The following is a 23,055-nucleotide window of genomic DNA, read 5'->3' on the forward strand; positions in this document are numbered from 1 at the left end:
CACGCCGAACGGACACACATTTTGCTACTTAACCCCTCATCGCCACCCTGGCCATCGCAGGCATCGCGGGTCTGATCTCCTTGATTGCCCTGCTGGCACCGTTCGCTGTGGACCGTGCCCTCGGCCCGATCGCTAAGTTCTAGCCAGAACTACATGCCCAACATCGGCAGTTTGATGCCGAAGTGGGGCAGCGCGAAGACGAGGCCTGCGATCACCAGCAGCGCCGCAATTACCCCACCGACAATGGCAGGCACGTTCGCGTCCGCCTTGGCGGTGGGGTATTTCACGTCCGCTCGCATGCCCTTGGTGCAGGTTTCGGCGGCGGTGGCGTCGGCGTCGTCGATAAGCATGCTCTTCGCGGCGACCTTCCCGGACGGGGTTTCCATCCACGCCTTGTACACGTCGCCATCCTTCGCGGTCAGCGGCGTCTCCATGCGCTTCGTGTCCTCCGGACCAACGCGCCACGAATTCGTGTCAATCGCCTCCAGCGTGCGATTCACCGTCGGCTCCGACTCCTTCATCGTCTTCTGCGCATCCGCATACTTTGCGACGAGACCCTCCGGCAACACCTTGCCAAACTCCGCCTTCTCACCCTTGAGCGCCTTCTCGTTCTCCGCGACAACGCCCGGGTAGACCTGCTCAATCGCCGCGATGAGGTCGCGAGCCTGCTCGTAGTCACCGATCGCCTTGGACTCGTCGAACCACGACTCGATGAAACGCTTCTCGGCCGGCGCAAGCTTCACGGCGCACACGCCGTCCTTGCCCTTTGCTGCGACGGTAGCGGCGTTCGCCGGGGTCGCGGCGACAGCGCCGAGTGCGAGCGTTGCTGCGGTTGCGTACGCGGCGATACGGGTGGTGGTGCTGGTCATGATTTTCCTCCTCGGAGTGTGTGTACGGACCGTACCACCTCACTGTCCAGGAAGGCGTGTTGCGACAGCGTTAACGCGCGATGGTGGGAGGCGCTGGCCAAGTAGGATCTTGGGCGAAAACACAGTGTCAGAAGCAATATGATGAACCAGGGGTGGATGGAAATTTCACAAATGCAGTTAACCGCTTTGCAAGGCAATGGAGTTTCTCCATTAGAACCATCTCCGGTCGATTACGTTTTTATGCTGCTCACGTTGGCGGCTGTGGTGCTATTAGTTGCCAGTATCATTGTATTTTTCAGGCAACCTAACAGACGATGGTCGGATGTCTGGATCGTGCTCTTTCTGGTGTTCATACCCGTGGTAGGACCGTTGGCGTATCTACTGCATGTGCGGTCCCGCGGAAAGCGCGACAAAAGGGCCACATCTAACCCTCCGACACGCCGATAGCAGACACACTTTTTGCTACTTAACCCTCAGGCGCTAGTCATCGCCACCATCTCGATCGCCTTCCCGGCAAGGCTGTTGCTGTTGCTGCTGTTGTTGTCTCCGCCGTGCCGTGGCGCGACGCAGCGCATCGAGTCGCCGCTGGTTCTCGCCGACAGTACGCAGCAGCCGATCGCGTTGACCGCCTACCGGTTTAACCAGTCGGGTGCGAGGCTTCGCGTATGCGGCGTGGTCGAGGGCGAGCGCATCATCGTCAGCGAGCAAATGCTCGAAGTACTCAGCGTCAGTACCGTCAAACTCCGAGCGCTGGAATTGCCGAAATTCATCGTCCATCACGCGCTGTTCGAGGAAATCAAAATCGACCTGCCGCATATTCTCTACCGAGCTGTCGGGCGACCACGACGCGGGCGCACCGACTTGTTGGGGCGAGGACGACCCCGCTGAGGCCGCGCTGCTTCGCGCAGTGGGTTGCTGTTGTCGGCCCCAGCCTGCTGCGCATCTCGTTGTGCTTCGCTTCGGCTTCGGCCAACTGACGCTTCATCTTCTCGTCGTGGCCGTCCTTGTCGAAGATCTCGTTCATTCTCGCCGGGACGACCTACTCTATCTCGCTCTCCTTCATGCCCAACAGCTCGTCCTGCTCCGCTGTCGTGAACAGTGTCGGCAGTTGTTTCCGCGGCGGCGGGGGCGGTGTCGTTGTCGGTGTCGGCTTCGTCGGGGCTGTCGAGGTAGCGCCGTAGCGATTCGGCTCCGTTGGCACCTGCGATACCGACGGCTTGATCTGCTGGTGCGGGCGCACTCGTCCGCGATGGAGTCATTGCGGGCAACCCCATACGCGGGGCCAGGCTAGACATTCGAGCACAGGGGAAAGACGAAGTAGACGATCGTAGAACACTCACGAGCGAGGAATACGACACGGTTGTCAAGCACCTGCTCACGCGCGATATAAGCGGGCCGCTGGTGCAGCCGAAGAAAGGCGGGGCGCGGCAGTCAACAATCAACGCGCACGCCCGAGTTACGCGGCTGACGCTGCTACAGGCGGTAACAGGACTGCGCATCTCCGAAGCCAACCGCCTGCGCTGGGCACACGTCGAGGACAACGGCGAGAACATCATCATCAACGCGACCAAGGACATCGTCAAAGGTCGCAAGGGCAAGGAAAAGGGCCGCTACATACCAATTCTGCGTGAAGACGTAGCGGAATACCTGCGTACACACCGCGAGGACGAGGCGCACTACATCGTAGGCTCACCGACGACGACGGCGAGGCCATGGGACGCGACCAACGCCGACGACAAAGTACCCGAGCTATACAAACAAATCGCCGACGAGACGGGTGTCGAGATTCTTCGCGACCTTCGCAGCCACTCATGGCGCGCCACACTGCACGGCGTGTACGCCGACGTGATGGACGCGAGGACACGGGCAGACATCTTCGGCCACACCGAGCAGATCGCAGACGAGTACTACAACGACCGCGCCAACGTCGAAGCACTCATTCGAGCGACCGCGCAAGCACATACTTTCGTAGACACACCAAGGTAGACATGCGTGCGCTGCAGTAAGTTGAACTAGCGAGCTGACACCAAGCTCGCAGCACCTTCTCCAAGCATCGATAGAGCTAACACGATAGAAATCGAGCCTGTGCCCATATCGACGAAGTGGCCGTATTGACTGATGCGAGTGGTCGGGTGTGATGTAGACTTCCCGCATGGCACGGGTGTGCGGTTGTAGTGGTATGAGCTGGGGTTAATGCGCACGCGCATGGCCTTTTACTACGACTACGGCTATTTCCCGCTCGAGGAGTACGCCCGTATCGTGGCGGATTTACCCAATCATGATCTGGCTTACGCTAATGGCCTGGTGCGGGCGTTTGTTGCGTACTGCGCTCGTGAATCAGCCAAACAATGAAGCGAACCGCGCACACCATCCAGTGCAGTGCCAAAACAACAAGCAGCATCTGACTGACGCCGTTTAGCCAGACAGCACCAGTAGTTTGGGACATGAAGTGCGTTCCGAGGCTCAGCGTGCCAACGGGAAATGTTGACCCCCACCAACCTGGCGTGTAGGCCGCCCACCGGCTCACGGTGCGTGAGAAGTGCCGGGCCGCATACATCATCGGGCCGATTCCAAGAATGATCATCGTAGCCCCATATGCGGCACCGACTTGTTCGCTGAACAGCAGCTGTGCTGCTGCCGTTGATTGCCCGACAATACCCAGCGGAATCCATGCCGTTCCACCCATCGTCGGCGGGATGGAGAGATGTCTTCGCGCAGCGGCTACATAACACCGCGCAAAGATGGGCAGAGCGGTGACAAGCGCGAGAATGAACGAGGCAGTTCCAGCTGCGTGGAACAGACCCGCGGCGAACGTGCTGTGAGCCTCAACGTAGCTAGCGAGCTGAGCTGCGCTTGTGGCCGCCACCATAGGCGACACAAGGGCCAGGCCCCACTGGAAGGTGGGGGCGCCTGAAAACTTCTGTAGTTGTTTTATGCACACCACCCAGCTAAGCGGCGCCCCGATCCACCACGAAGCGAGTTGCCAATGCACTGCTCCGCTGATCCCGGTTGCGGCAGAACCCAGCGCCAGAATTCCCATGGACGTCATTCCCCACTGCGGCATCGACTGCGAGCTAAACCCAGGTTCACGATAGTGCCACCACCCCGCCACCAGAGTGCACAGTATCCCGACACCGAGTACCAAGAGCAGCGGCGAAACAATCGGCACTCCATGCATATTGCTTAACGTGGCAAGAATTGAGGTGCCCATCAGTGACCCAGCCCACGCAGGACCCGGTGAAGGCAGATTCGAACTTGGCTGTGTCTGGGGACGCGTACTTGTCATGCACCTCACGCTAACTCTGCAGGATGTGAAACCAAGATGACGAGAGTGCATGTGCGGGTTACCATGCTCACATGTACCCAAAACTACCTGCGATAACAGATCTTGAGGCGCTCCTCGCTGTATCGCGCGCGGGATCCATCTCCCGCGCCGCTAGGGACATGGGAATGAACCAGCAGACACTGTCAACTAGGGTCTCTCGCGCTGAGCAGGTGCTTGGAGTCACCGTTTTCGAGCGCTCCCCATATGGGATCAAGGCCACCAAGAGTGGCGAGGTGGTACTCGAGGCGGTACCTGCACTGCTGACAGCGTGCGCTGATTTTGCTCACAATGTTGAGCAGGCACGCGCTGACAACCTCGCACGACACCTGACTGTGGCCGTGTCCAACACAGTGGCGGAGATCCACTACCCGGTATGGGCAGCCGCGTTTCGTGATGCGCATCCCAAGGTCAAACTCACTATGGTCCATGGGAATTCCCAAGACGTTCGCGAACTCGTTGCTACCGGTATCGCTGAGCTTGGGATCGTAGAGGGTGGTACGCCCCGACATGATCTCATCGAGACGGTGCTGTGCCCAGACGAGCTAGTGCTTGCGGTCCCCGCGCATTACCTGTGGGCCAACAGAGAGTCGGTGAGCAGAGAAGAATTGCGCGCAACCCCACTCATAGTTCGAGAACCGGGGTCAGGAACGCGCCGGGTGATCGAAGAGGAGTTGGGCGAACTCGCCGACCCAGCCGGCGAGTTCGGCTCTTTGTCTGCGCAACGCGCGGGGATGATCGCCCTCGGAGCACCCGCGATCATTCCCCGGAGCGCCGTGCTGGATCAGGTTGCTTTGGGGGCGGCGGCGATCGTAGCCACAGAAGTCGCGTTCGAGCGCAGCATCTCCGCAGTCGTTCGCCGCGGTGCGACGGTGCCCAAAGACGCGACAGCGTTTACCCGGCTTGCCAAATCTTTCGGAGCGCTCAGTTAAATCTTGGGGACGTCGTCGCCGTCATCGAACTCAAATCGGTTTGGCTGGAGCAGGTCCTCGCGGTTCACGACCTCCACGATCACCTCGGCAACAAGCTCGCGGGAGGTGGTGGATTCGGGGTTGCGGGGGGCGTCGAGAAGTGAAATGCCCTTGGAAGGCTCATCGGTGAGGCGGGTGAGACCGAGAATGGTGACCGGCAGTTCGGAGGCGTAAAGACGCTGGTCAACCGCCTACTTGGACTCGACGTAGGCGTGCCACGAGCCCGCCCCGGTGCACGGGTTCAGGAACTAACGCTTTTTGCCGATGAGGAAGTAGCCGACCCAACCCAGCGTGTTCACCGCGCCGATGATCGGGGTCCAAAGCCACTTTGGACCCCGAATCTGCTTCGAGTTGGTGCGGGCTAGGTCCCGCACCGAATAACCGGAAACCAATCCCGAAAGTCGCCTACGCGCCCATGCTCGGTATGGAGACGTACGTGCGGGCCCGTGTGGACAAGGATTACTCGCATCTCGTGCAGCTGCGGGCCTCTGCAATCAACCAGTGCACATACTGCCTTGCTATGCACTGTTTAGAAGATCGAAATGGAAGCGGTGTGGTGAGTTTGTGGTAGCGCTTGAGTGGGGATCCGGTAGCGGGTCCCTGCTCAGGCGCTTTGTGTGTTACTGGTTAGCTTCCAGTCTCATGTTTGGTCCTTCGAGGGTGATGATTTCGGCGCCGGCGATGAGTCGGTTGAGGATGGACTCGGCGATGACGGCGTCCGGGATGGATCTGTACCAGTCTTGCGGGGTGAACTGTGAGGTCACGATTGTTGATCGGTTGCCTTCTCGTTCGGAGAGAATGTTGAAGAGCAGGTGCGCGGTGGCGGCGTCGACTGGGGTGGTGAGGAAGTCGTCGAGGACTAACACGTCGACGCTGATCAACTCGCGGGTGAGTTTGAGCCGGGCTGGGTCGTCGAGTGGCATTACTGCGAAGTGCGCGGCGAGCATGTCGGTGCGGTAGAACCTGGCGGAGTAGTCGTTGCGGCATGCTGCGGTGATCAGTGCTTGGGCGAGGTAGGTCTTGCCGACTGAGGATTTGCCCAAGATGACAATGTTTTGGCCCAGGTGGCACCATTGTCCGTGAGCGAGTCGGCTGACTTGTTCTGGGTTGATGTTGCGGTCAGGTGCGTAGGCGACGTCTTCGAGGCAGGCATCGGGGTTTGGCGATCGTGATGCCTTGAGCAGTTTGTTGATGCGGCGTTCGCGTCTGGCCGCGACTTCTTTGTCGAGTGCGTAGAGCACCTTTTGGGAGAAGGTCCACGTGTCGAAGGCTGGGTCGTTGGCGATGTCGATGACGCTTTTGCCGAAGGCTGTCATGCGCATCGCTGTGAAGTCCGCGAGGACGGATTCGTCGAGGAAGCGCTCTTGCGGCGGGGTCGGTGGGGTCATGGCGTTGTGGTTCCTTTCTTGATGAGGTTGTCCAGGCTGAACTGTGCTGCGCCACCGAGGTAGGCGCCGCTGGTGTCGCGTGTGGCAGCGGCGGGTGCGTGGGCCCGATGCCCAGGTGTGGCCGGTGCCGGTTGGTCGAAGCCGTGTGGTCGGGTTGCGGCTTCTTTGCGTACGGCGGCCATCATGTTTTTGACCGCGGTGTAGGACACCGCCCGGCGGGTCCCGTCGGAGGAGACCAAGCGCTTACATGCTTCTTCCAACACGAGCTTGTTGGCGTGTTTGCCCATTGACAGCACGTTCCTGCACGATTGGTACGCCTGGGCCGGGATTGCTTTCGCCGTGATCATTTCCTCGATGACGGTGCGTGTCGCCGGCCCGATCTTTTGGGCTTCGCGCAGGAAGTAATCGCTCGTCCACAGTCCCTGGGCGTGATCCATATTCGCCGGGATGTGGCCGGCATCGGTGACATACGCCCCGCGGGTGCGGGCAAGCGTGGGGGTTGTAACGGCACGGCCACCATCGAAGACCGTGAGCACTTGCCCGGTGATGCGCACATCGACAGTGCGGCCAACGAGCTGGGTCCGCACGGAGTACCACACGCTAGCTACGGTGATGCGGCAATCTGGGGCGACCTTGGCGCGTTTCCATTCGTTGCGCTGCCACGGGGTATCGGGAAGCGCTGTCAACAGGTGCCTTTCATGCGCATCGAAAATGTCTTTGCGGCTTGACTGCTGGTGACGAAACGGCACCGCCTGGTTGATCTGGTCAACCAGCTGCTGAATTCGCGAGTTGAGCTCGTCAAGGTCGACGCACTGGTGGCCATCGAGTGCGTGGATGACCTTGTGCGTGACGATCTTGACTGCGGCTTCGACATTCGCTTTGTCTTTCGGCCGTTTCGCCCTCGTGGGCAGTGCTGCGGTGTTGTAATGCTCCAAAAACTGCTCGTAGGTGTCGTTGACCTTGCGGTTTCGATCCGCCGCGCTGATCGCGTTCGACGCAGTCGAGGCATTATCCGGCACCACAACCTCAGGCACGCCCCCGAAGTAGGCGAACGCGTGGTGGTGGGCATCAAGCCAGGAATGCGAGGGTGTCAGGAAGTTTGTGTGTGAGGCTCTGATCTAGAAGGAGTTTCACCGATAATGACTACGGTGTCACCGAAGAAAAACCATGACCCGGCAAAGGTCAATGAGATCAGCGAGAAGCTGATGGAAAATCCTGAGCTCGCCAGCTTGATCAGCGAGCTGTCGGCTTCCGCTGATGATGCAAGCGAGCTGGTCAAAGGCCTGCTGCAGGCATCGATCAACGCTGGTCTGCAGGCGGAGATGGATGCGCATTTGGGCTATAGCCATTCTGACCGCAAGACGAAAGCCCAAGTCGAATCCGCACAGGGCAACAATCACCGCAATGGGTCGTACACCAAGACCGTCAATTCTGGCTACGGCGCGTTGGACGTGACCGTGCCCAGGGATCGTGCCGGCACGTTTACTCCCCGGATGGTGCCCAAGGGTGCACGCCGGCTCACAGAACTCGACGACATGATCGTCTCGCTATACGCCGGCGGGATGACAGTGCGCGATATCCAGCATCACCTCGTGACCACGCTCGGGGTGGATATGAGTCCGGATACGATCAGCACCATTACCGATGCGGTGTTAGACGAGGTCATGATCTGGCAAAACCGTCAGCTCGACGAGTTTTACCCGGTGATCTTCCTCGACGCGCTACGCGTCAAGATCCGTGACGGGCACCGCGTGGTCAACAAGTCCTGCTATATGGCGGTTGGTGTCGACATGGACGGCATCAAGCACATCCTGGGATTGTGGATCGCTGAAAATGAAGGTGCCGCATTCTGGGCATCGGTGTGCGCGGATCTGGCCAACCGCGGTGTCCAGGACGTGTTCATTGTCTGCTGCGACGGGCTCAAAGGCTTGCCGGAAGCCGTGGAAGCCACCTGGCCGAATTCCATGGTGCAGACCTGTATCGTGCACCTGATTCGGGCTGCGAACCGGTGGGTGTCGTATCAGGACCGCAAAGGTGTCTCCCGGGCGCTGCGTGAGGTCTACACGGCCACAAACGAGGACACCGCCCGTGCCAGCTTGGATGCGTTCGAGGCCAGTGAACTGGGCCGGAAATACCCGCAGTCGGTCAAAGTTTGGCGCGACGCTTGGGAGCGGTTCGTGCCGTTTTTACAGTTTCCGCCGGCGGCACGCCGGGTGCTCTACACCACGAATTCGATCGAGTCGCTGAATGCTGAACTGCGGAAAGCTACCCGTAACCGCGGGCAATTCCCGAACGATACCGCGGCGCTGAAGACGCTTTGGTTGATGATCTGCAACATCGAAGACAAGCGCGCTGCGCAGCGAGCCAAGAAAGCGAAGCGCGACGTTGAGTGCAACGGCTATATTGAAGGAGCGAAAGCCACCGGGTGGAAACAAGCCATCAACCAACTAGCCGTGGCTTACCCCGACCGATTCGCGGACTACTTGTAAACCAAACCCCCGCACACAAAGAATCGGACACCCTCAGGAATGCTGGCGCTCATCCGGACATGCGAGGGCAAAAATCATCCCGGAATACGGCATTGAGGCAACAAATACGCTGACCTTCACCCCCGGTGCGCCATAAGGGTCGAACAGGCGCATCTTGGTGCCTGCCCAATCCACCTGCATGGTGTGCCCCGGTGTATGGGTGATGCGTGCGGTCAAACCGGCCGCATCGACATGAGACGCCACCAACTGTCGAAACCGGTCGTAGCTGTAATGGAGCTGGCCGGGTAAAGCAGGTGTGGTGGTGTAGCGCGCCCACAGCACTTGCAGTGTCTGCTTGTTACGCCCCGTGCGGGCTTTGACCACCGCATCAAAATCGATAGGGACGAAATCGCCCTGGCCGGTACTGCGCCCATCTACGAATAACTCGTCGAGCTCATCATCCGTCAACGCCAAAACCTGGTCGATAGTGCGAATCCCAAGGGATCGAAGCACCTGATTCGACCGGGAAATCGCGCGGTGCGAGCACCCGAGCTGTTGTTCAATCTGGCGGTACGAACGCTGCTGCACAAGCAGCTTCATCACCGCCCGGTAATCCGTCATCAGCGGACTCCTTCCGGTAACCGGCTACACCCCTGTGGTGCAACCACCCGAAAGCATCACCCGCCACCGCCAACCCCGCTACCGGAAACCCACTGAACCGCTACCCGAAAGTCACCACACCGCTACCAACTAGCCGGTCGCAACACTATGCACCGCCGCGATGCTAGGAAAGACGGCTGGACGGAAGAGAAAATCGGCCGTGTGGAGAACTGGACGGAAACTCCCGATGTCTTCTCCGATGAAAAGCACGCGGCACTAGAGCTCACCGATGCGGTGACGAAGATCCACGGCGAAGAATCCGTGCCAGATGAGCTCTGGAACCGCGTTGAGCGCCTTCACGGGAAAAGGGCGCACGCAATCTGCTGATGGCGATTGTCACGATCAACGCGTGGAACAGGATCGGCATCACCACGCGGCTCGATCCGAACAGCCTTTCCGGTGTCACGCCTTTCAATCTCGGGCAGAACTAGCGTTCGCCAGTTGCCCTGTGATTTCAGTTTCTCCTGGCGAAGATGTTGGAACTAGGCTGCATTGCAGGGTCCTTGTTGAGTTCGGATTGGCTTGAACACCTAAATCCTTAACTCAGCAAGGACCCCCACATCTTGTGCCACACCCAAGCACCCAGAAACCGACCTACGCACTCCCAAACGCGAAGAGTCTCTTTAGTGAGCAATCGTGTCTTCCCTGCAAAATCGTGCGATTCAAATAGAGGAATCGGAGGGGTACGGAGAAGTACGTTAAAAAGTACGTTAAGCGATTCAGTAACAGTACGTAACCGGCAGTGGCCCACAGTAGATAAAACATCGCTGACCACTACCTACGCCCACATACGTACAGGTACTGACGTTGCCCGTCAAGACCCTGGGTGTCGCGGGTTCGAGTCCCGTCAGCCACCCCAAAGTTCAAGGCCTGGCCTGCGGATTCGTGGGCCAGGCCTTCGTCGTTGGTGCCTGGATGGGCCCTGGTTTGGTCGCCCGGGTTTTCGGCCGCGGGTATCCCGTTTTCGCAATGTGGCAAATATTTGCCACATTCCAAAACCAGCACACCCCTACTCGTACAGCGGCTCACCGGAACCGCCGGAGCGCTGCTCCCAATCGAGGTTCCAGTACCCCAGGCCGTCGTAAGGCGTGAGCGTGCCGCCAGCGGTGTTCTTCACCACCACCGGGTCGCCGCGCTTGACAAAGTTCTGGAACCACTGCGCGTTGTCGTAGGAGGCGTTGATGCAGCCGTGGGACTGGTTGTAGCTACCCAGCGCGCCGAGCGCCCACGGGGCGGAGTGCACGTAGATGCCGGAGTAGGAAAGCTGCGTGGCGTAGTCCACCGGCGTGACGTAGCCGCCGGCGTCCAGCGCGAGACCGTAGGTGCGCGAGTCCATGGTCAGCTTCTCGTGCTCGTCGCCGACCACATACACACCGTTCGGGGTGTCGTGGACGTTGTCGGTGCCCAGCGAGATCGGGAACTCCTTGACCAGCTCGCCGCCCGAGTAGACGCGCATCATCTTGTCGGCGTTGTCCACCACGGCCTCCACGTTGTCGCCGATGGTGAAGTTGGTCTCGCTGTCCTCGCCGCCGTAGACGCCCTTGCTCAGCTTCTGGCCGTAGATGTCTACCTTCACGCTGACCTCGGTGCCGGGCTCCCAGTAGTCCTTGGGGCGCCAGCGCACCTCGTACGGGTCCAGCCAGAAAAACGCGCCTTCGGTGTCGTTGGAGGTCTCCACATCGATGTGCTCCTCCATCGCCTTCGTGTCCTGGACGGGACTGTCGAAGCGGATGGTCACGGCCTGCGCCACGCCAACGGTCGCGCCGTCCAAGGGGCCGACGTAGGCGTTGACCGTCGCGTCCGGGGTCAGCGTGGTAAACGAGGACACCACCTTCTGGCCTTCTTTGTCGCGCGCCTCCACGGTGTAGGTGCGGCCGTAGCCGAGCGGCTCGGCGACGGACCACTCAGACTTGTCCTCGCCGAACTCGCCCTCGATCTCCTTGCCGGCCTCGTTGGTCATGGTCACCGAGGACAGCCCCGCGGCGGCGGTCACCGTGATCAGATCCAGTGGCGCGACACCGGTCTCCCCGTTTGCCACGCTGACCTTCGGCGGGCGCGGCGAGGCCTTTTCGGTGGTCTTTTCCACCAGGGAGGCGTCGGAGGTGTGCGCGGCCGGCTCCAGCTTGCCTGCGTCCCCGATGGTGCACGACGCCAGCGTCGCTGCTGCAGCCACCAGCGCACATACGCTCACCACTCGACGGACCACGGCAAACCCCTCACACAACTACTGTTTATCAATCCCCCATACTCTATCCCCTCACCAGCCAAAGTCCACTATTCTCATAGGTGTGTTTACGCACATTGCCTATCGACGATTTCTCGCCCCTGACCAGCCGATTTCACGCTGAGCAGAGTGGGTGCTACAGTTTCTTTTCGTTGCCGAGAGCAACGGAGAAAACAAAATACGCGCCATTAGCTCAATTGGCAGAGCAACTGACTCTTAATCAGTGGGTTCGGGGTTCGATTCCCTGATGGCGCACAATGTGCGGCGAGGCCAGCAGGAATTCTACCTGCTGGCCTCGTTTTGTTCTGCATTTGCCCATTGCGCCCGCTGCCCGCCCCCTGAGAGTAGGCTTAAGCCCATGAAGACAGCATTAGTGATCGTGGACGTGCAGAACGACTTCTGCCCCGGCGGCGCGCTGGCCACCGCCCGCGGCGACGAGGTGGCGTCCAAAATCGCCGAACTGATCTCCACCGCGGACAGCCGCACCCATGACTACGACTGCATTGTTGCCACCCAGGACTGGCACATCGACCCGGGCGCGCACTTCTCGGACGCGCCCGACTTCGTGGATTCGTGGCCGCCGCACTGCCGGGCCGACTCCTACGGCGCGCAGATCCGCGGCCCGGTGAACACCGAACTGATCGACCAGTTCTTCAAGAAGGGCCACTACACCGCCGCTTACTCCGGCTTCGAGGGCGTCAACGACAACGACGAGTTGCTGGCAGACTGGCTGCGCGCGCAGGGCGTTTCCCACCTGGATGTTTGCGGCATCGCCACCGACCACTGCGTGCGCGCAACCGTCCTCGACGCGTTGAAGGAAGGCTTCAAGGTCCGGGTGCTGCGGGCAATGTGCTCGCCTGTCGACGACAAGCGCGGCGCCGACGCCCTCCAGGAGATGATCGACGCCGGCGCGGAACTGGTCTAGCGCTAGTTCGGCGTGTAGCCGAGCATCTCCTCCATCTCGCCCATCTCGGCGGTTTGGACGTCGACCATCTGCTGCGCCATCTCACGCAGCGGGCCGTAGCCGCCCCGGTCGATCTCGTCCTGCGTCATGTCGATGACGTGGGCGTGGTGGAAGTGCATCATCTCCAAAAACGCGGTGCGCAGCTCGTCGCCGGTTTTTGATTCGAACTCTGCGATCTGCTCCGGGTGGAACATGCCGTTGGCGATGTGTTTGGAGTGGTGCTCCATGTCGTCCTGGATGCCCCACTCGTCAGCCCAGGCTCGCATCTGCTCGTTCTCGCGCTCCTGGCCGTCCTTGATGCGCTGCGCGAGGTCGCGAACTTGAGCGTCGTCCACATCCGAGGCCAGCAGGACGTCCGACATGTCAATGGCCTGCTCGTGGTGCGGCACCATCATCCCGAGGAAGTGGACGTCCACGTCGTTGTAGCCCGCCTCCCCGTCGGCGGAGGTTGTGGTCTCAGGCGAAAACGCGGCGCGTATCGACGGCCCCGCGAACGTCAGCACCAGCGCCAGCGCCGCAATCAGCGCCACCGCGATCCACAGCGGCTTCTTGCTGGGCCGCATCTGTTCGAGTTCCGGATCGTGCGTAGTCTGCGCGTGCTCATTCGTCATTGATATGCCCTTTCTGGTTCTGTTTGAGCGTAACCCAAAAACCGCGCCGACACACTGCGTTTCGTGCAGCGCATCGGCGCGGTAGGAATGAGAACTCGGGCTAGACCGCAGGCGGTGCCGGCGGCGCCGACGGCGCGACCGGCTCCGCGATGGTGATGATGTTGTCGGCGTACCCCAGGGCCCCGCCGACGAACTGGCCGCCGCAGGTGATCAGCACCAGGCGGTTCGGGCCGGTGGCGTCGTTGACCTCCGGCGGGAAGTCCGAGCCCTTCGGCAGCCGGTACGGCGCCTGGGTGACGCGGAAGGTGCGCGGCGTGCCGTCGATGAGCACGTCGAACTCCTGGCCCACCGCCATGTTGGCGAAGCGGGCGGCGTACCCGGTGCCCTGGCCCTGGTAGTTAATGTGGCCGGTGATCACCGACGAACCCACGGCACCCTCTGCCCCCGGCACGGCCGAGGCGGAGTACCAGCCCAGGCGTGAGACGTCCGCCGGCGGGATCAGCGCGCCAGCTTCCGTCAGCTGCACCGGGTCCACCGCGGCGATGTCCCCGCCGACACTCAAGGCCATCCCCTCGATGCCGTCGAACTGGCCCGGCGCAGCCTCGTACTGCATCTCCTGCTCGCCCTCAGGGTCGACGTAGCCGCCCTCCGTGGGCACAGGGGACTCCTCGCCCGGCTCCTGCTCCGTCGCGCCCTCAGGGGCCTCGCCTGCCGACGGCGCCGCACTCTCCCCCACCGGCACCTCACTGGCGGCGTCGGTGCCGGCAGGCTCGTCGTCGTTGTTGCGGAACGCGAAGATCGCAAGCTGCAGCAGCACCAGCGCGATCGCGATGATGGCCACGATCGGCCACCACTTGCGGCGCTGTTGTGTTTCCTCGCCGTCGCTCAGGCCGTCAAGCCTGTCGTCCTGGTCTTCGAGCCGGTGCTTTCCGCGGCCCGGTTCGGGGGTGCTGCCAGAGATGGAGGTGGACATGTGCGGGGGTTACCTTTGGTGCGTCGATTAGCGGTTGGCCAGGAGCTTCTGCAGTTCCTTGAGCTCGCTCTTGCGCTTGCGGCCGTTGTAGGCCTTGATGCTGATCAGGACTGCGATACCGGCAACAACGCCGCCGATGACCTTCTGCACCGTCTCGTCCTGCAGCCAGTTGGCGGCCTCGGACTTGGCGTTGCCGGCCAGGGTCTTCGGGTTGGTTCGGTCCGCGAGCTCGTCCAGGGTGCTGGCGAGCTGGTTGCGGGTGCGCTCGAGGTCGCGTTCGATGTCGTGGATGTCACGTGCCATGGGAAATTGCTCCTCAGATTGTTAAAAGTTTTGTCGTTCGGCGTTTCCGCCGCCGAGGTATCAGCTTAGTGTAAAACGGGGTGGTATGACTGACTGCATCCGCCTAGATACCGGCGACACCGCCCCCGATTTTGCACTGTCCAACGACCGCGGCGAGACCGTCTCCCTGAAGGACTTCGCCGGCTCCCGCGTGATCGTGTACTTCTACCCGCGCGCCAACACCCCGGGCTGCACCACCGAGGCGTGCGATTTCACCGAGAACTTCAGCCAGTTCGACGACGCCGGGGTGAAGGTCCTCGGCATCAGCCCTGACACACCGGAGGCGCTGGCGAAATTCCGCGCGGACCACGACCTTTCCGTCGAGCTGCTGTCGGACCCGTCGAAGGAGACCCTGGAGGCCTACGGCGCGTTCGGCGAGAAAAAGAACTACGGCAAGGTGGTCCAGGGCGTCATCCGCTCCACCTTCCTGGTATCTGTGGACGACGCCGGCAAGGGCACCATCGAGACGGCCCAGTACAACGTGAAGGCCACCGGCCACGTGGGCCGCATCCTGCGCGACTGGAGCATCTAAGCTTTTCGACGACCAAAGGCCCCGCACGCCCATTCGGGTGTGCGGGGCCTTGTCGGTTATGGCCTGCGGGCTATGCCCGGCGCCGCCCTGGTGTGGGCGGCGCCGTCAGCGCCTAGATGTAGGCCGGCATGTCCTTTTCGAGGACGGTGCCGCCGGACGGGATCTGCTTGATCTCGCCACGCGGGCTGTCAGCCGGGACCGGCTGGCCCACCGGCGCAGGCGCCGGCTGGCTGGACGGTGCCGGAGCAGGCTTGCTCTCCTGCGGTGCCGGGGCCGGCTTCGGCGCCGGCTTGGACGAGCCGTTGCCGCCACCGAGCACTGCCGGGATCATGCCCAGGCCCGGGATGAGCAGCAGCCACCACAGCTTCTTCTTGTCGAAGTCAGAGCTGCCCTCCTCACCCGGAGCCGTGGTCGGCGCCGGGGTGGAGGAAGCCGGGGTGGTCTCCTCAGCCGGTGCGCCCGGGGTGGTCGTCGACGGCGTGGTCGTTGCCGGGGTGGTCTTCTCGGCCGGCGGGGTGTCGCCCTCGCTGGTCTCGACCGTCTGGTAGCCGTCGTTGATGTCCTTGTGCTCAGCGATCGGGTTGTCGTCGGTGACGTCGTCCGGGGTGTTGCCACCCTTCGGGTTCTCGTCGCCGTTGCGGTCAACCTCGGTGGAGGTCAGGGTCTCGAACGCCACGGCTGCCGGGACGGCACCCTCAGCGTTGGTCACCGGGATCTCCACCACAATCTCGCCGTAGGCAGCCTCCGGGGTGAAGGTCACGGACTGGGTACCCAGTACGCGGCCCTCGGTGTACGGAGCGGACTCGCCGAGGCGTTCCATCAGCTGTGCGGTTGCGGTGTAGGTCGCGCCCGGGACCAGGCCCCAGTACTTGACCACATCGCGCACCACGGCACCGTTGACAACTTCAGCGCCCTTGGAGAAGTCAGCGTTGGTGGACACACCCGGCTCACCCGGGATGTCACGGCCTTCGCTGGTACCCGGGGTGATCACCGTCTGTGCGGCATCGTTGATGTCGCGGTGCTCGGCGATCTGCTGCGGCACGCGGTTGCCTGCCGGCTGCTCGTTGCCCTGCGCGTCCACCTCGACAGAGGTGAGGCGCTCGAAGGCCACTGCAGCGTAGACCGGGTTGGTCACCCAGGAGGCGACGGTGATGTCGACGTTGACAGAACCGTAGCCAGCCTCGGATGCGACGAACTGCTTCTCGCCCTGGCCGATGATGGCGCCGCTGCGCTTGGCAACGAGGTCCGCGGTCAGGGTGTAGGTCTTGCCCGGAACCAGGCCGGTGTAGCGGACGGTGTCCACCACAGTGGCGCCAGCCACAACCTCGGTGGCACCCTCAGCGAAGTTCGCGTTGGTGCCGATGAACGGCTCGGAGTTCTCCGGGACGTTCGGGCTGCGAACCGTCTGGTTCTGATCGTTGATGTTCTTATGCTCAGCGATCGGGTTGTCGTCCGAGACGTCGTTCGGTGTCTCGCCGCCCTGCGGGTTGTCGTTGCCCTCGCGGTCGACCTCGGTGGAGGTCAGCGTCTCGAAGGCGACAGCCGCACGGACCGGGGTGTCGATGCCGTCTACAACCGGGATCTCCACAACCACGGAGCCGTTACCGGTCTCCGACGCGGTGAAGGTCTTGGTGCCGGTGCCGATGATGGCGTCGCCGTAGGCGTCGCGGTTCACCAGCTCGTTGTAGACGTCCTTGCTCACCAGCTCAGCGGTCAGCGTGTAGGTCTTGCCCGGGACCAGGCCCTGGTACTTGACCGTGTCGTTGACCACGGTGCCGGAGACAACTTCCTTCGCACCGTTGGCGAAGTCAGCAGTCGTACCGATCTGCGGGTTCGGGAACCACACCACCGGCGGCACAACCGGAGTGGTCGTGTTCGACGGAACCACCGGAGTGGTCGGCTTCGTCGGCTGCTCGGAGGTGGTCACCTTCGTCGGCTCGGTCGTCTGCTCAGTCGTCTTCTCGGACGTGCCCGGCTGTGCCGGGACCGTCGTCGTGGACTCATCAGAGGTCTCCGGGGTCGGTTCCTCCTCAGTGGTGGAAACGCAAGTCTCCGGAACCGTGGTCACCTCGGTCGTGGACTCCTTGACCGTGGTACCCGGGACAGTGGTGTCCGGACCGGTGGTGCCCGGTACCGTGGTCCCCGGCTCGGTCGTACCCGGCTCGGTGGTGCCCGGAACGGTGCTGGTCGACGTGACCGGCTTGCACACGTCCGTGGTCGGAGCGGTCGTCTCGGTGGACGGGATCAGCTGAATCGTCGTCGACGGCACAGGTTCCTCGGAGGTCTCCCCGGACGGGACTGGGACGATCGGGGTCTCCTCGGTGGCCTCGCCCGGCGCAGACGGATCAGTACTCGGAATCAGCTGGATCGTCGTGGTCGGAGTCGGCTCCTCGGAGGTGGTCTCCTTCGGAGTGGTCTCCTCCGTGGTGGTGGACGGCTCCGTCGTCGGCGTGTTCACCGGACCCTCGACGGTCTGCTTGTCGTCGTTGATGTCCTTGTGCTCAGCGATCTTGTTCGCACCCGGAGCGTCCGGGGTGTCGTTGCCGTTGCGGTCGACCTCGGTGGAGGTCAGCTCCTCGAAGGCAACAGCGGCAGCAACCTGCTCGCCCTCGTTCAGGCCCTCGACGGTGATGCGGACATCGACCTTGCCGTTCTCAGCTTCAGCCGTGAAGGTCTCGGTACCAGTGCCGATCGTGCGGCCCTCACGGAACGGAGCAGCCTCGCCGAGGCGCTCCTTCAGTTCAGCGGTCAGGGTGTAGGTCTTGTCCTTCACCAGCCCGGAGTACTCAACGGTGTCCACAACGACAGTGCCGTTCTCAACCTGCTTCGCACCATCCGCGAAGTTCGCGTTGGTCGCGATGCGCGGGCTGCGCACGGTCTGATCCTTGTCGTTGATGTCCTTGTGCTCAGCAATCGGGTTGTCGTCAGACGTCTCCGGAGTGTCGCCACCCTTCGGGTTGTCCTTGCCAGTGCGGTCAACCTGCGTAGAGGTCAGCGTCTCGAAGGCAACAGCAGCGGTGACAGTCTCGCCCTCCGGCGCGTTGCTGACAACGATGGTCACGTCCTCCGAACCATTCGGCGCAGACGGGATAAACGTCTTGTTGCCGGAACCGAGAACGGTCTTGCCGTCTGCCTTATTAATAAGGTCAGCGGTCAGGGTGTACACCTTGCCCGGCACGAGGCCTTCGTAGGTGACGGTGTCAACCACAGCAACGCCGTTCTTGACTTCCTGGGCACCGTTGGCGAAGTTCGCGTTCGTGGAGATCTTCGGGTTACGGACCGTCTGGTCCTCATCGTCGATCTCCTTGTGCTCAGCAATCGGGTTGTCGTCAGACGTCTCCGGGGTGTCGCCACCCTTCGGGTTGTCGTTGCCGGTCTTATCAACCTCAGTGGAGGTCAGCTCCTCGAAAGCAACAGCGGCGGTAACGACACGGCCTTCCGGAGCATTATCCACAGTGATCTTCACATCGACAGAGCCGTTGGCTTCCTTCGGGGTGAAGGTCTTCTTGCCGGTGCCCAGAACGGTCTTGCCGTCAGCCTTATCGATCAGCTGCGCGGTGAGGGTGTACTCCTTGCCCGGCACGAGACCGGCGTAGGTGACAGTGTCCACAACCACAGCACCGTTGATCACCTCGGACGAACCCTTTTCAAAGTTCGCGTTGGTGGAGATGTGCGGCGCACCAACAGTCTGGTTAGCGTCGTTGATGTCCTTGTGCTCAGCGATCGGGTTGTCGTCGGACGTTTCCGGGGTGTCCCCACCCTTCGGGTTGTCCTGACCAGCCTTGTCAACAACCGTGGAGGTCAGATCCTCGAAAGCAACAGCGGCATCAACCGGCTTGGTCACATCGTCGTTGACCTTGATTTCGACCTCGACGGAACCGTCGGTGGTCTCCGGGGTGAAGGTCGTGGTGCCGGTGCCCAGAACGTTGCCCTCCTGGTACGGCGCCTGGTCACCGATACGCTCCATCAGCTTCGCAGACAGGGTGTATTCCTTGCCCGGAACCAGGCCCTTGTAATCGACAGTGTCGATGACGGTGTTGCCAGCAGCAATCTCAGTCGAGCCATCCTTGAATTTCGCGTTGGTCGCGATGCTCGGCTCAAACACGGTGCGGACCGTCTGGTCCTCATCAGCGATGTCCTCGTGGTCGGCGATCGGGTTCGACTTCTTACCGTCGGTTTCCTCGCCTGCCTTGTTGACATCCTTGGAAGTCAGACGCTCGAACGCAACCGCAGCCTGAACCGGGTTCGGGGCGTTGGTCACGGCGATTTCGACCTTGACGTTGCCGTTTGCCAGCTCACCCTCGGTGCCCGGGACCACAAAGGTCACAGCACCGGTACCGAGGACGTTATTCGCATCCTGCTTATCGACGAGCTTCGCATCCAACGTGTAGCTCTTACCCGCAACCAGACCGGAGTAGTACACGGTGTCCACAACTGTGCTGCCGTTCTGAACAACGTTCACTCCGTCCTTGAACTCCGCAACGGTGCGGATCTCCGGGTTCGGTTTGAAGCCCTGCTTCACCGTAGTAGTAACGGTTTCATTCGGATTCGTCGTAGTCACTGTCGGAGTTTCAGTCACCGTGACGGCCGGAGCCGTGCTGGTGACTGTCGTACCAGGCTGCGTCGTGGTGACATCCGGCTCAGTGGTGACAACCCTGTTACCCGGCTGCGTCGTCGTGACATCCGGCTCGGTCGTGACAACCGTGTTACCCGGCTGCGTCGTGGTCACATCCGGCTCAGTGGTGACAACCGTGTTACCCGGCTGCGTCGTCGTGACATCCGGCTCAGTGGTGACAACCGTGTTACCCGGCTGCGTCGTGGTCACATCCGGCTCGGTCGTAACAACCGTGTTCCCCGGCTGCGTTGTGGTCACATCAGGCTGGGTCTCAGTCGTCGTCTTACCCGGCTGCGTCGTCGTGACATCCGGCTCAGTGGTGACAACCGTGTTACCCGGCTGCGTCGTGGTCACATCCGGCTCGGTCGTAACAACCGTGTTCCCCGGCTGCGTTGTGGTCACATCAGGCTGGGTCTCAGTCGTCGTCTTACCCGGCTGCGTCGTAGTCACATCCGGCTCGGTCGTAACAACCGTCTTACCCGGCTGCGTCGTCGTCACTGCAGGAGCAGTCTCGGTAACAGTCGGCGTCACCGTCGTAGTCTCCTCAGTCGCTGGCGTCGGTGGGACTACCGGGTTCGAAGTGCCCGGAGAATCTGGTGATGTCTGAGAAGTCGGCGTCTCTGTCCAGTACGGTTTTACGATTTGGCTTTCGTCATTCGGATCTTCATGTGCAGCGATTAGATGATTGCCAACTTGGGGTAGGCCATCAGCGGTGATGCCATTCGCCGTGAGGCGTTCATAGACGACCCCAACCTCGCCCTTCTCGATATCTTCGGCATCGCTGAGTCGAACCACGATCGTTCCGGAAACAGTGCCATCTGCGTTTTCGCTAGTAACCGTGAATTTAGGATCCGATGTCTTGAACGACTCCGTGGAAACGTCTTCCGACCTGAGTTTACCGTTCGCATCCTTCCGGAAGAGTTCGCCACGCAGCGTGTACTCATACCCCGGGTAGATATTTTCAATGTTAACGGTGTCCCACACGTAGTCTGTCGGTGCCTGACCCGGGGAGGTTTTAACCAGTTCGCTTTCAGAGAACGACGCGGTGGTAGAAATCTTTGGCTTCGGTGCGTTCCTCGGAGGGACAAGGACCACGTCCTGGGCGTCAGACTGGATAAACTTACCCGAGTACTCCGAGTCCATCGGCAACGGCTTCACGTTGTTCATCAAATAGTCGAAGATGGCCAACTGGCCATCTTCCAGTTCGCTGCGGTCGATAGTGGCGTCAGCCGAAATAACCCACACTGCTGCGGCTGTCGCCGGCACGATGTCAGGAATCGTTGCGTTAGGGAACCCCATCTCTGCAGGCGATAGATGTGGGTAAGAGTTACTGACAATCCAGTTTATCTTTTCCGCACGTTCCTTAGCCTCCGGATTAGTAGAACCTAGCTTATTCTCACCGCCGGTGTACTGGGCAGAATCGACAACCTTACCCGACCAGGTACCACCCTCGTTGCCGAGAGCCACACTCGGTTCAATGCAGTACGCCCAGAATGATTCACTGCGCCCGTCGTATTGAACCGTCCAAGGGAAGAGTGAAGCACTCTGCACATTGGCGCCAGTATTCCCTTCAAAATCAAACTCGATATCGGGACCACTCTGGAGGGCAACATTGCTATTGTACTGCGCTTGCGCGCCCACTATCTGGGCCTTAGCCGTCGCAGGTACGGTAAACGAACCGAACAATAGCGCCAGCACAGACATCAATACAACGAACACCCCCCACCGCGATCTAGTGCTTGCTGGACTATTTAACACAAATTCCGCCTTTCACTCGCCGAGCAGCACGTGGCCAACCCGTTTCCGACACCCCGTTCAACGGACACACCGAAGACAGGGAAATTCCAGAGAAAACATAACCCATAGGCAGGAGAGGGGCAACGGCATATAAGCAGTTCACAGACTTCTGTCAATTAGTGAACCATCCGCTTATCACCCTCTAAGGGTTGAAGGGGTGGACATCCCTACAACGCGCTGGGGAAACTTTCTGAAGACAATTCGAGCTGTTTAAAACACGAGAATCTCTAAGAATCCCGAATCGCCCCCACTACCCCCATAAAACTCGGTGCGCCCGGAGAGACTTGAACTCTCACGCCATAAGGCACTGGAACCTAAATCCAGCGCGTCTGCCAATTCCGCCACGGGCGCGTCGTTGATGGATACTACACAGTGGTCCGCGGCAATCGTTAACCGGAACCCGGCCATTTGCAACGACATATAAATAAGATGCAATTAAAAATGCGGCAGTCAAACTTTCGTTTGGCCTTTTAAGGTTGCCGGGTAGACTGACCAGCTGTGAGCGAAGAGAACAAGGCAGTTGAGAGCACCGAGGCGGTGCCCCAACGCGAGCGCATCCGCGTGCGCTGGTGGCACATCGTGCTGCTGATCGCAGCAGCCGTGACCTGTCTCCTGCTCGCCCGCTGGCAGTGGGAGCGCTACCAGTCCGGCTCGGGAACGTTCCAAAACCTGGGCTACGCCCTGCAATGGCCGTGCTTCGCGGCGTTTTTCGTCTACGCCTACCGCGTGGGTATGCGCATGGAGAACGAGAAAATCGACGCCGAAAACGCCGGCTTGACCATGGACGACCTCTACGAGGCCGACCTTGCCAAGTACGGCGAGATGAAGGAACCCACGGCGATCGACGAGGACTTCCTCCCCTCTCGCCCCGAGCTGGGCGTGGAGGAATACAACAAGCTCGTGGCCCCGCGCCGAAACACGAACATTGAAGGTAAAGGTGAATCAGCATGACGCAGCCGACCCCGCAAACTCAGCCCGCGCGCATCCACCCGGAACGCCAGCGTCGCGTGAAGCAGGCGCTCACGTTTTTCACTATCACCGCGTGGATCACTGGTGTGCTGTTCCTCCTGCTTATTACCCGCATGATCATGCAGTACGGCTTTGACATGAACGTCGATTACTTGTCCTGGGTGGCCCGCGTGCACGGCTTCGCGTTTGTGGCTTTTCTGATGGCGTCGCTGAACCTTGGGTCCAAGGCCCGCTGGTCCGCGGGCACCTGGATTACCACCGCTCTGTCCGGAGTTGTGCCGTTCATGTCGTTTATCGTGGAAGCCAAACGTCGCAAGGAAGTCACGGAGAAGTTCCAGCTCCCCTAAGCA

General features: G+C 61.0%; 20 protein-coding genes, 2 tRNA genes and 2 pseudogenes. 10 read left to right on the forward strand and 14 right to left on the reverse strand.

Annotated elements, in window-relative coordinates; genetic code table 11:
• Window positions 1–149: 149 nt before the first annotated feature.
• Window positions 150–869 carry a hypothetical protein gene (locus H0193_RS05825; RefSeq protein WP_181888973.1) on the reverse strand — a complete coding sequence of 240 codons (720 nt, stop codon included), beginning with the start codon at window positions 867–869 and terminating at the stop codon, window positions 150–152.
• A 528-nt stretch (window positions 870–1,397) separates the two neighbouring features.
• On the opposite strand from H0193_RS05825, the gene H0193_RS05830 reads away from it, so the two are divergent.
• Both H0193_RS05830 and H0193_RS05835 read left to right on the forward strand, forming a co-directional pair.
• Window positions 1,398–1,757, forward strand: a complete 360-nt coding sequence (locus H0193_RS05830) for a hypothetical protein (protein WP_181888974.1) — start codon at window positions 1,398–1,400, stop codon at window positions 1,755–1,757.
• Window positions 1,758–2,270: 513 nt separating this feature from the next.
• Entirely contained in the window at window positions 2,271–2,855 is a 585-nt protein-coding gene (locus H0193_RS05835; protein ID WP_338026608.1) for a tyrosine-type recombinase/integrase, read from the forward strand.
• A gap of 307 nt (window positions 2,856–3,162) precedes the next feature.
• On the opposite strand, the gene H0193_RS05840 is transcribed toward H0193_RS05835, so the two are convergent.
• Entirely contained in the window at window positions 3,163–4,206 is a 1,044-nt protein-coding gene (locus H0193_RS05840; protein WP_420838843.1) for an SLAC1 family transporter, read from the reverse strand.
• 20 nt (window positions 4,207–4,226) lie between these two features.
• Here H0193_RS05840 and H0193_RS05845 point away from each other — a divergent pair, with 20 nt between their 5' ends.
• Window positions 4,227–5,123: a LysR family transcriptional regulator gene (locus tag H0193_RS05845; RefSeq protein ID WP_181888976.1), complete on the forward strand. Its 897-nt coding sequence runs from the start codon at window positions 4,227–4,229 to the stop codon at window positions 5,121–5,123.
• Here H0193_RS05845 and H0193_RS12580 read toward each other — a convergent pair.
• Together H0193_RS12580 and H0193_RS12450 are read right to left on the reverse strand one after the other, a co-directional pair.
• Window positions 5,120–5,338: pseudogene (locus tag H0193_RS12580) on the reverse strand (NAD(P)H-binding protein); the annotation flags it as partial. The gene H0193_RS05845 and the pseudogene H0193_RS12580 overlap by 4 nt on opposite strands.
• A gap of 72 nt (window positions 5,339–5,410) precedes the next feature.
• The gene (locus H0193_RS12450; RefSeq protein ID WP_272899117.1) at window positions 5,411–5,536 is read right to left on the reverse strand and encodes a PLDc N-terminal domain-containing protein; all 126 of its coding nucleotides are present in this window, start codon (window positions 5,534–5,536) and stop codon (window positions 5,411–5,413) included.
• 50 nt (window positions 5,537–5,586) lie between these two features.
• Here H0193_RS12450 and H0193_RS05855 point away from each other — a divergent pair, with 50 nt between their 5' ends.
• Complete coding sequence (locus tag H0193_RS05855) at window positions 5,587–5,733, forward strand: carboxymuconolactone decarboxylase family protein (RefSeq protein WP_236883527.1); 147 nt, start codon at window positions 5,587–5,589, stop codon at window positions 5,731–5,733.
• A gap of 49 nt (window positions 5,734–5,782) precedes the next feature.
• On the opposite strand, the gene H0193_RS05860 is transcribed toward H0193_RS05855, so the two are convergent.
• Together H0193_RS05860 and H0193_RS05865 are read right to left on the reverse strand one after the other, a co-directional pair.
• Window positions 5,783–6,550: an ATP-binding protein gene (locus tag H0193_RS05860; protein WP_181888977.1), complete on the reverse strand. Its 768-nt coding sequence runs from the start codon at window positions 6,548–6,550 to the stop codon at window positions 5,783–5,785.
• Window positions 6,547–7,584 carry a Mu transposase domain-containing protein gene (locus H0193_RS05865; protein ID WP_236883421.1) on the reverse strand — a complete coding sequence of 346 codons (1,038 nt, stop codon included), beginning with the start codon at window positions 7,582–7,584 and terminating at the stop codon, window positions 6,547–6,549. The genes H0193_RS05860 and H0193_RS05865 overlap by 4 nt, the downstream gene beginning before the upstream one ends.
• 105 nt (window positions 7,585–7,689) lie before the next feature.
• Between H0193_RS05865 and H0193_RS05870 the strand changes: the two genes are divergently transcribed.
• The gene (locus tag H0193_RS05870; protein ID WP_181888978.1) at window positions 7,690–9,039 is read left to right on the forward strand and encodes an IS256 family transposase; all 1,350 of its coding nucleotides are present in this window, start codon (window positions 7,690–7,692) and stop codon (window positions 9,037–9,039) included.
• Window positions 9,040–9,072: 33 nt separating this feature from the next.
• Here H0193_RS05870 and H0193_RS05875 read toward each other — a convergent pair whose 3' ends face one another.
• Together H0193_RS05875 and H0193_RS05880 are read right to left on the reverse strand one after the other, a co-directional pair.
• Window positions 9,073–9,639, reverse strand: coding sequence for a Trp family transcriptional regulator (locus H0193_RS05875; protein WP_236883422.1), 567 nt, complete (start codon window positions 9,637–9,639; stop codon window positions 9,073–9,075).
• A gap of 1,048 nt (window positions 9,640–10,687) precedes the next feature.
• Window positions 10,688–11,851: a L,D-transpeptidase gene (locus H0193_RS05880; RefSeq protein ID WP_338026609.1), complete on the reverse strand. Its 1,164-nt coding sequence runs from the start codon at window positions 11,849–11,851 to the stop codon at window positions 10,688–10,690.
• Between the two features lie 233 nt (window positions 11,852–12,084).
• On the opposite strand from H0193_RS05880, the gene H0193_RS05885 reads away from it, so the two are divergent.
• Both H0193_RS05885 and H0193_RS05890 read left to right on the forward strand, forming a co-directional pair.
• Window positions 12,085–12,157: transfer RNA gene (locus H0193_RS05885), tRNA-Lys, on the forward strand.
• 103 nt (window positions 12,158–12,260) lie between these two features.
• Window positions 12,261–12,827 carry an isochorismatase family protein gene (locus H0193_RS05890; RefSeq protein ID WP_181888979.1) on the forward strand — a complete coding sequence of 189 codons (567 nt, stop codon included), beginning with the start codon at window positions 12,261–12,263 and terminating at the stop codon, window positions 12,825–12,827.
• Window positions 12,828–12,829: 2 nt separating this feature from the next.
• Here the strand turns inward: H0193_RS05890 and H0193_RS05895 are convergent, their stop codons facing one another.
• From H0193_RS05895 to H0193_RS05905, 3 genes are all read right to left on the reverse strand, one after another.
• Complete coding sequence (locus H0193_RS05895) at window positions 12,830–13,477, reverse strand: DUF305 domain-containing protein (protein ID WP_236883423.1); 648 nt, start codon at window positions 13,475–13,477, stop codon at window positions 12,830–12,832.
• A gap of 100 nt (window positions 13,478–13,577) precedes the next feature.
• A complete protein-coding gene (locus tag H0193_RS05900) occupies window positions 13,578–14,450 on the reverse strand; it encodes a class F sortase (protein ID WP_236883424.1) in 873 nt (290 codons plus the stop codon).
• Window positions 14,451–14,477: 27 nt separating this feature from the next.
• Window positions 14,478–14,753: a DUF3618 domain-containing protein gene (locus H0193_RS05905; RefSeq protein ID WP_181888980.1), complete on the reverse strand. Its 276-nt coding sequence runs from the start codon at window positions 14,751–14,753 to the stop codon at window positions 14,478–14,480.
• An 85-nt stretch (window positions 14,754–14,838) separates the two neighbouring features.
• On the opposite strand from H0193_RS05905, the gene bcp reads away from it, so the two are divergent.
• Window positions 14,839–15,324 carry a thioredoxin-dependent thiol peroxidase gene (bcp, locus tag H0193_RS05910; RefSeq protein ID WP_181888981.1) on the forward strand — a complete coding sequence of 162 codons (486 nt, stop codon included), beginning with the start codon at window positions 14,839–14,841 and terminating at the stop codon, window positions 15,322–15,324.
• 112 nt (window positions 15,325–15,436) lie between these two features.
• Here the strand turns inward: bcp and H0193_RS05915 are convergent, their stop codons facing one another.
• The 3 genes and pseudogenes from H0193_RS05915 to H0193_RS05920 all read right to left on the reverse strand — a co-directional run bounded on the left by H0193_RS05915 (window position 15,437) and on the right by H0193_RS05920 (window position 22,087).
• Window positions 15,437–20,470, reverse strand: a complete 5,034-nt coding sequence (locus H0193_RS05915) for a VaFE repeat-containing surface-anchored protein (RefSeq protein WP_338026610.1) — start codon at window positions 20,468–20,470, stop codon at window positions 15,437–15,439.
• A 114-nt stretch (window positions 20,471–20,584) separates the two neighbouring features.
• Window positions 20,585–21,643: pseudogene (locus H0193_RS12585) on the reverse strand (VaFE repeat-containing surface-anchored protein); the annotation flags it as partial.
• 362 nt (window positions 21,644–22,005) lie between these two features.
• Window positions 22,006–22,087: transfer RNA gene (locus H0193_RS05920), tRNA-Leu, on the reverse strand.
• Between the two features lie 147 nt (window positions 22,088–22,234).
• Here H0193_RS05920 and H0193_RS05925 point away from each other — a divergent pair.
• Entirely contained in the window at window positions 22,235–22,687 is a 453-nt protein-coding gene (locus H0193_RS05925; protein ID WP_181888983.1) for a hypothetical protein, read from the forward strand.
• Window positions 22,684–23,052: a DUF3817 domain-containing protein gene (locus H0193_RS05930; protein ID WP_181888984.1), complete on the forward strand. Its 369-nt coding sequence runs from the start codon at window positions 22,684–22,686 to the stop codon at window positions 23,050–23,052. Before H0193_RS05925 ends, H0193_RS05930 begins: the two co-directional genes overlap by 4 nt.
• The last annotated feature ends 3 nt before the right edge of the window (window positions 23,053–23,055 follow it).

This window comes from Corynebacterium haematomassiliense, from assembly GCF_013978595.1.
Taxonomy (GTDB): domain Bacteria; phylum Actinomycetota; class Actinomycetes; order Mycobacteriales; family Mycobacteriaceae; genus Corynebacterium; species Corynebacterium lehmanniae.

Coding starts and splice junctions, on each gene's coding strand:
- H0193_RS05900 (WP_236883424.1), bottom strand. CDS start 14,450: ATGTCCACCTCCATCTCTGGCAGCACCCCCGAACCGGGCCGCGGAAAG.
- H0193_RS05860 (WP_181888977.1), bottom strand. CDS start 6,550: ATGACCCCACCGACCCCGCCGCAAGAGCGCTTCCTCGACGAATCCGTC.
- H0193_RS05840 (WP_420838843.1), bottom strand. CDS start 4,206: ATGCACTCTCGTCATCTTGGTTTCACATCCTGCAGAGTTAGCGTGAGG.
- H0193_RS05855 (WP_236883527.1), top strand. CDS start 5,587: ATGGAGACGTACGTGCGGGCCCGTGTGGACAAGGATTACTCGCATCTC.
- H0193_RS05890 (WP_181888979.1), top strand. CDS start 12,261: ATGAAGACAGCATTAGTGATCGTGGACGTGCAGAACGACTTCTGCCCC.
- H0193_RS05875 (WP_236883422.1), bottom strand. CDS start 9,639: ATGACGGATTACCGGGCGGTGATGAAGCTGCTTGTGCAGCAGCGTTCG.
- H0193_RS05930 (WP_181888984.1), top strand. CDS start 22,684: ATGACGCAGCCGACCCCGCAAACTCAGCCCGCGCGCATCCACCCGGAA.
- H0193_RS05905 (WP_181888980.1), bottom strand. CDS start 14,753: ATGGCACGTGACATCCACGACATCGAACGCGACCTCGAGCGCACCCGC.
- H0193_RS05895 (WP_236883423.1), bottom strand. CDS start 13,477: ATGACGAATGAGCACGCGCAGACTACGCACGATCCGGAACTCGAACAG.
- H0193_RS05845 (WP_181888976.1), top strand. CDS start 4,227: ATGTACCCAAAACTACCTGCGATAACAGATCTTGAGGCGCTCCTCGCT.
- bcp (WP_181888981.1), top strand. CDS start 14,839: ATGACTGACTGCATCCGCCTAGATACCGGCGACACCGCCCCCGATTTT.
- H0193_RS05825 (WP_181888973.1), bottom strand. CDS start 869: ATGACCAGCACCACCACCCGTATCGCCGCGTACGCAACCGCAGCAACG.
- H0193_RS05870 (WP_181888978.1), top strand. CDS start 7,690: ATGACTACGGTGTCACCGAAGAAAAACCATGACCCGGCAAAGGTCAAT.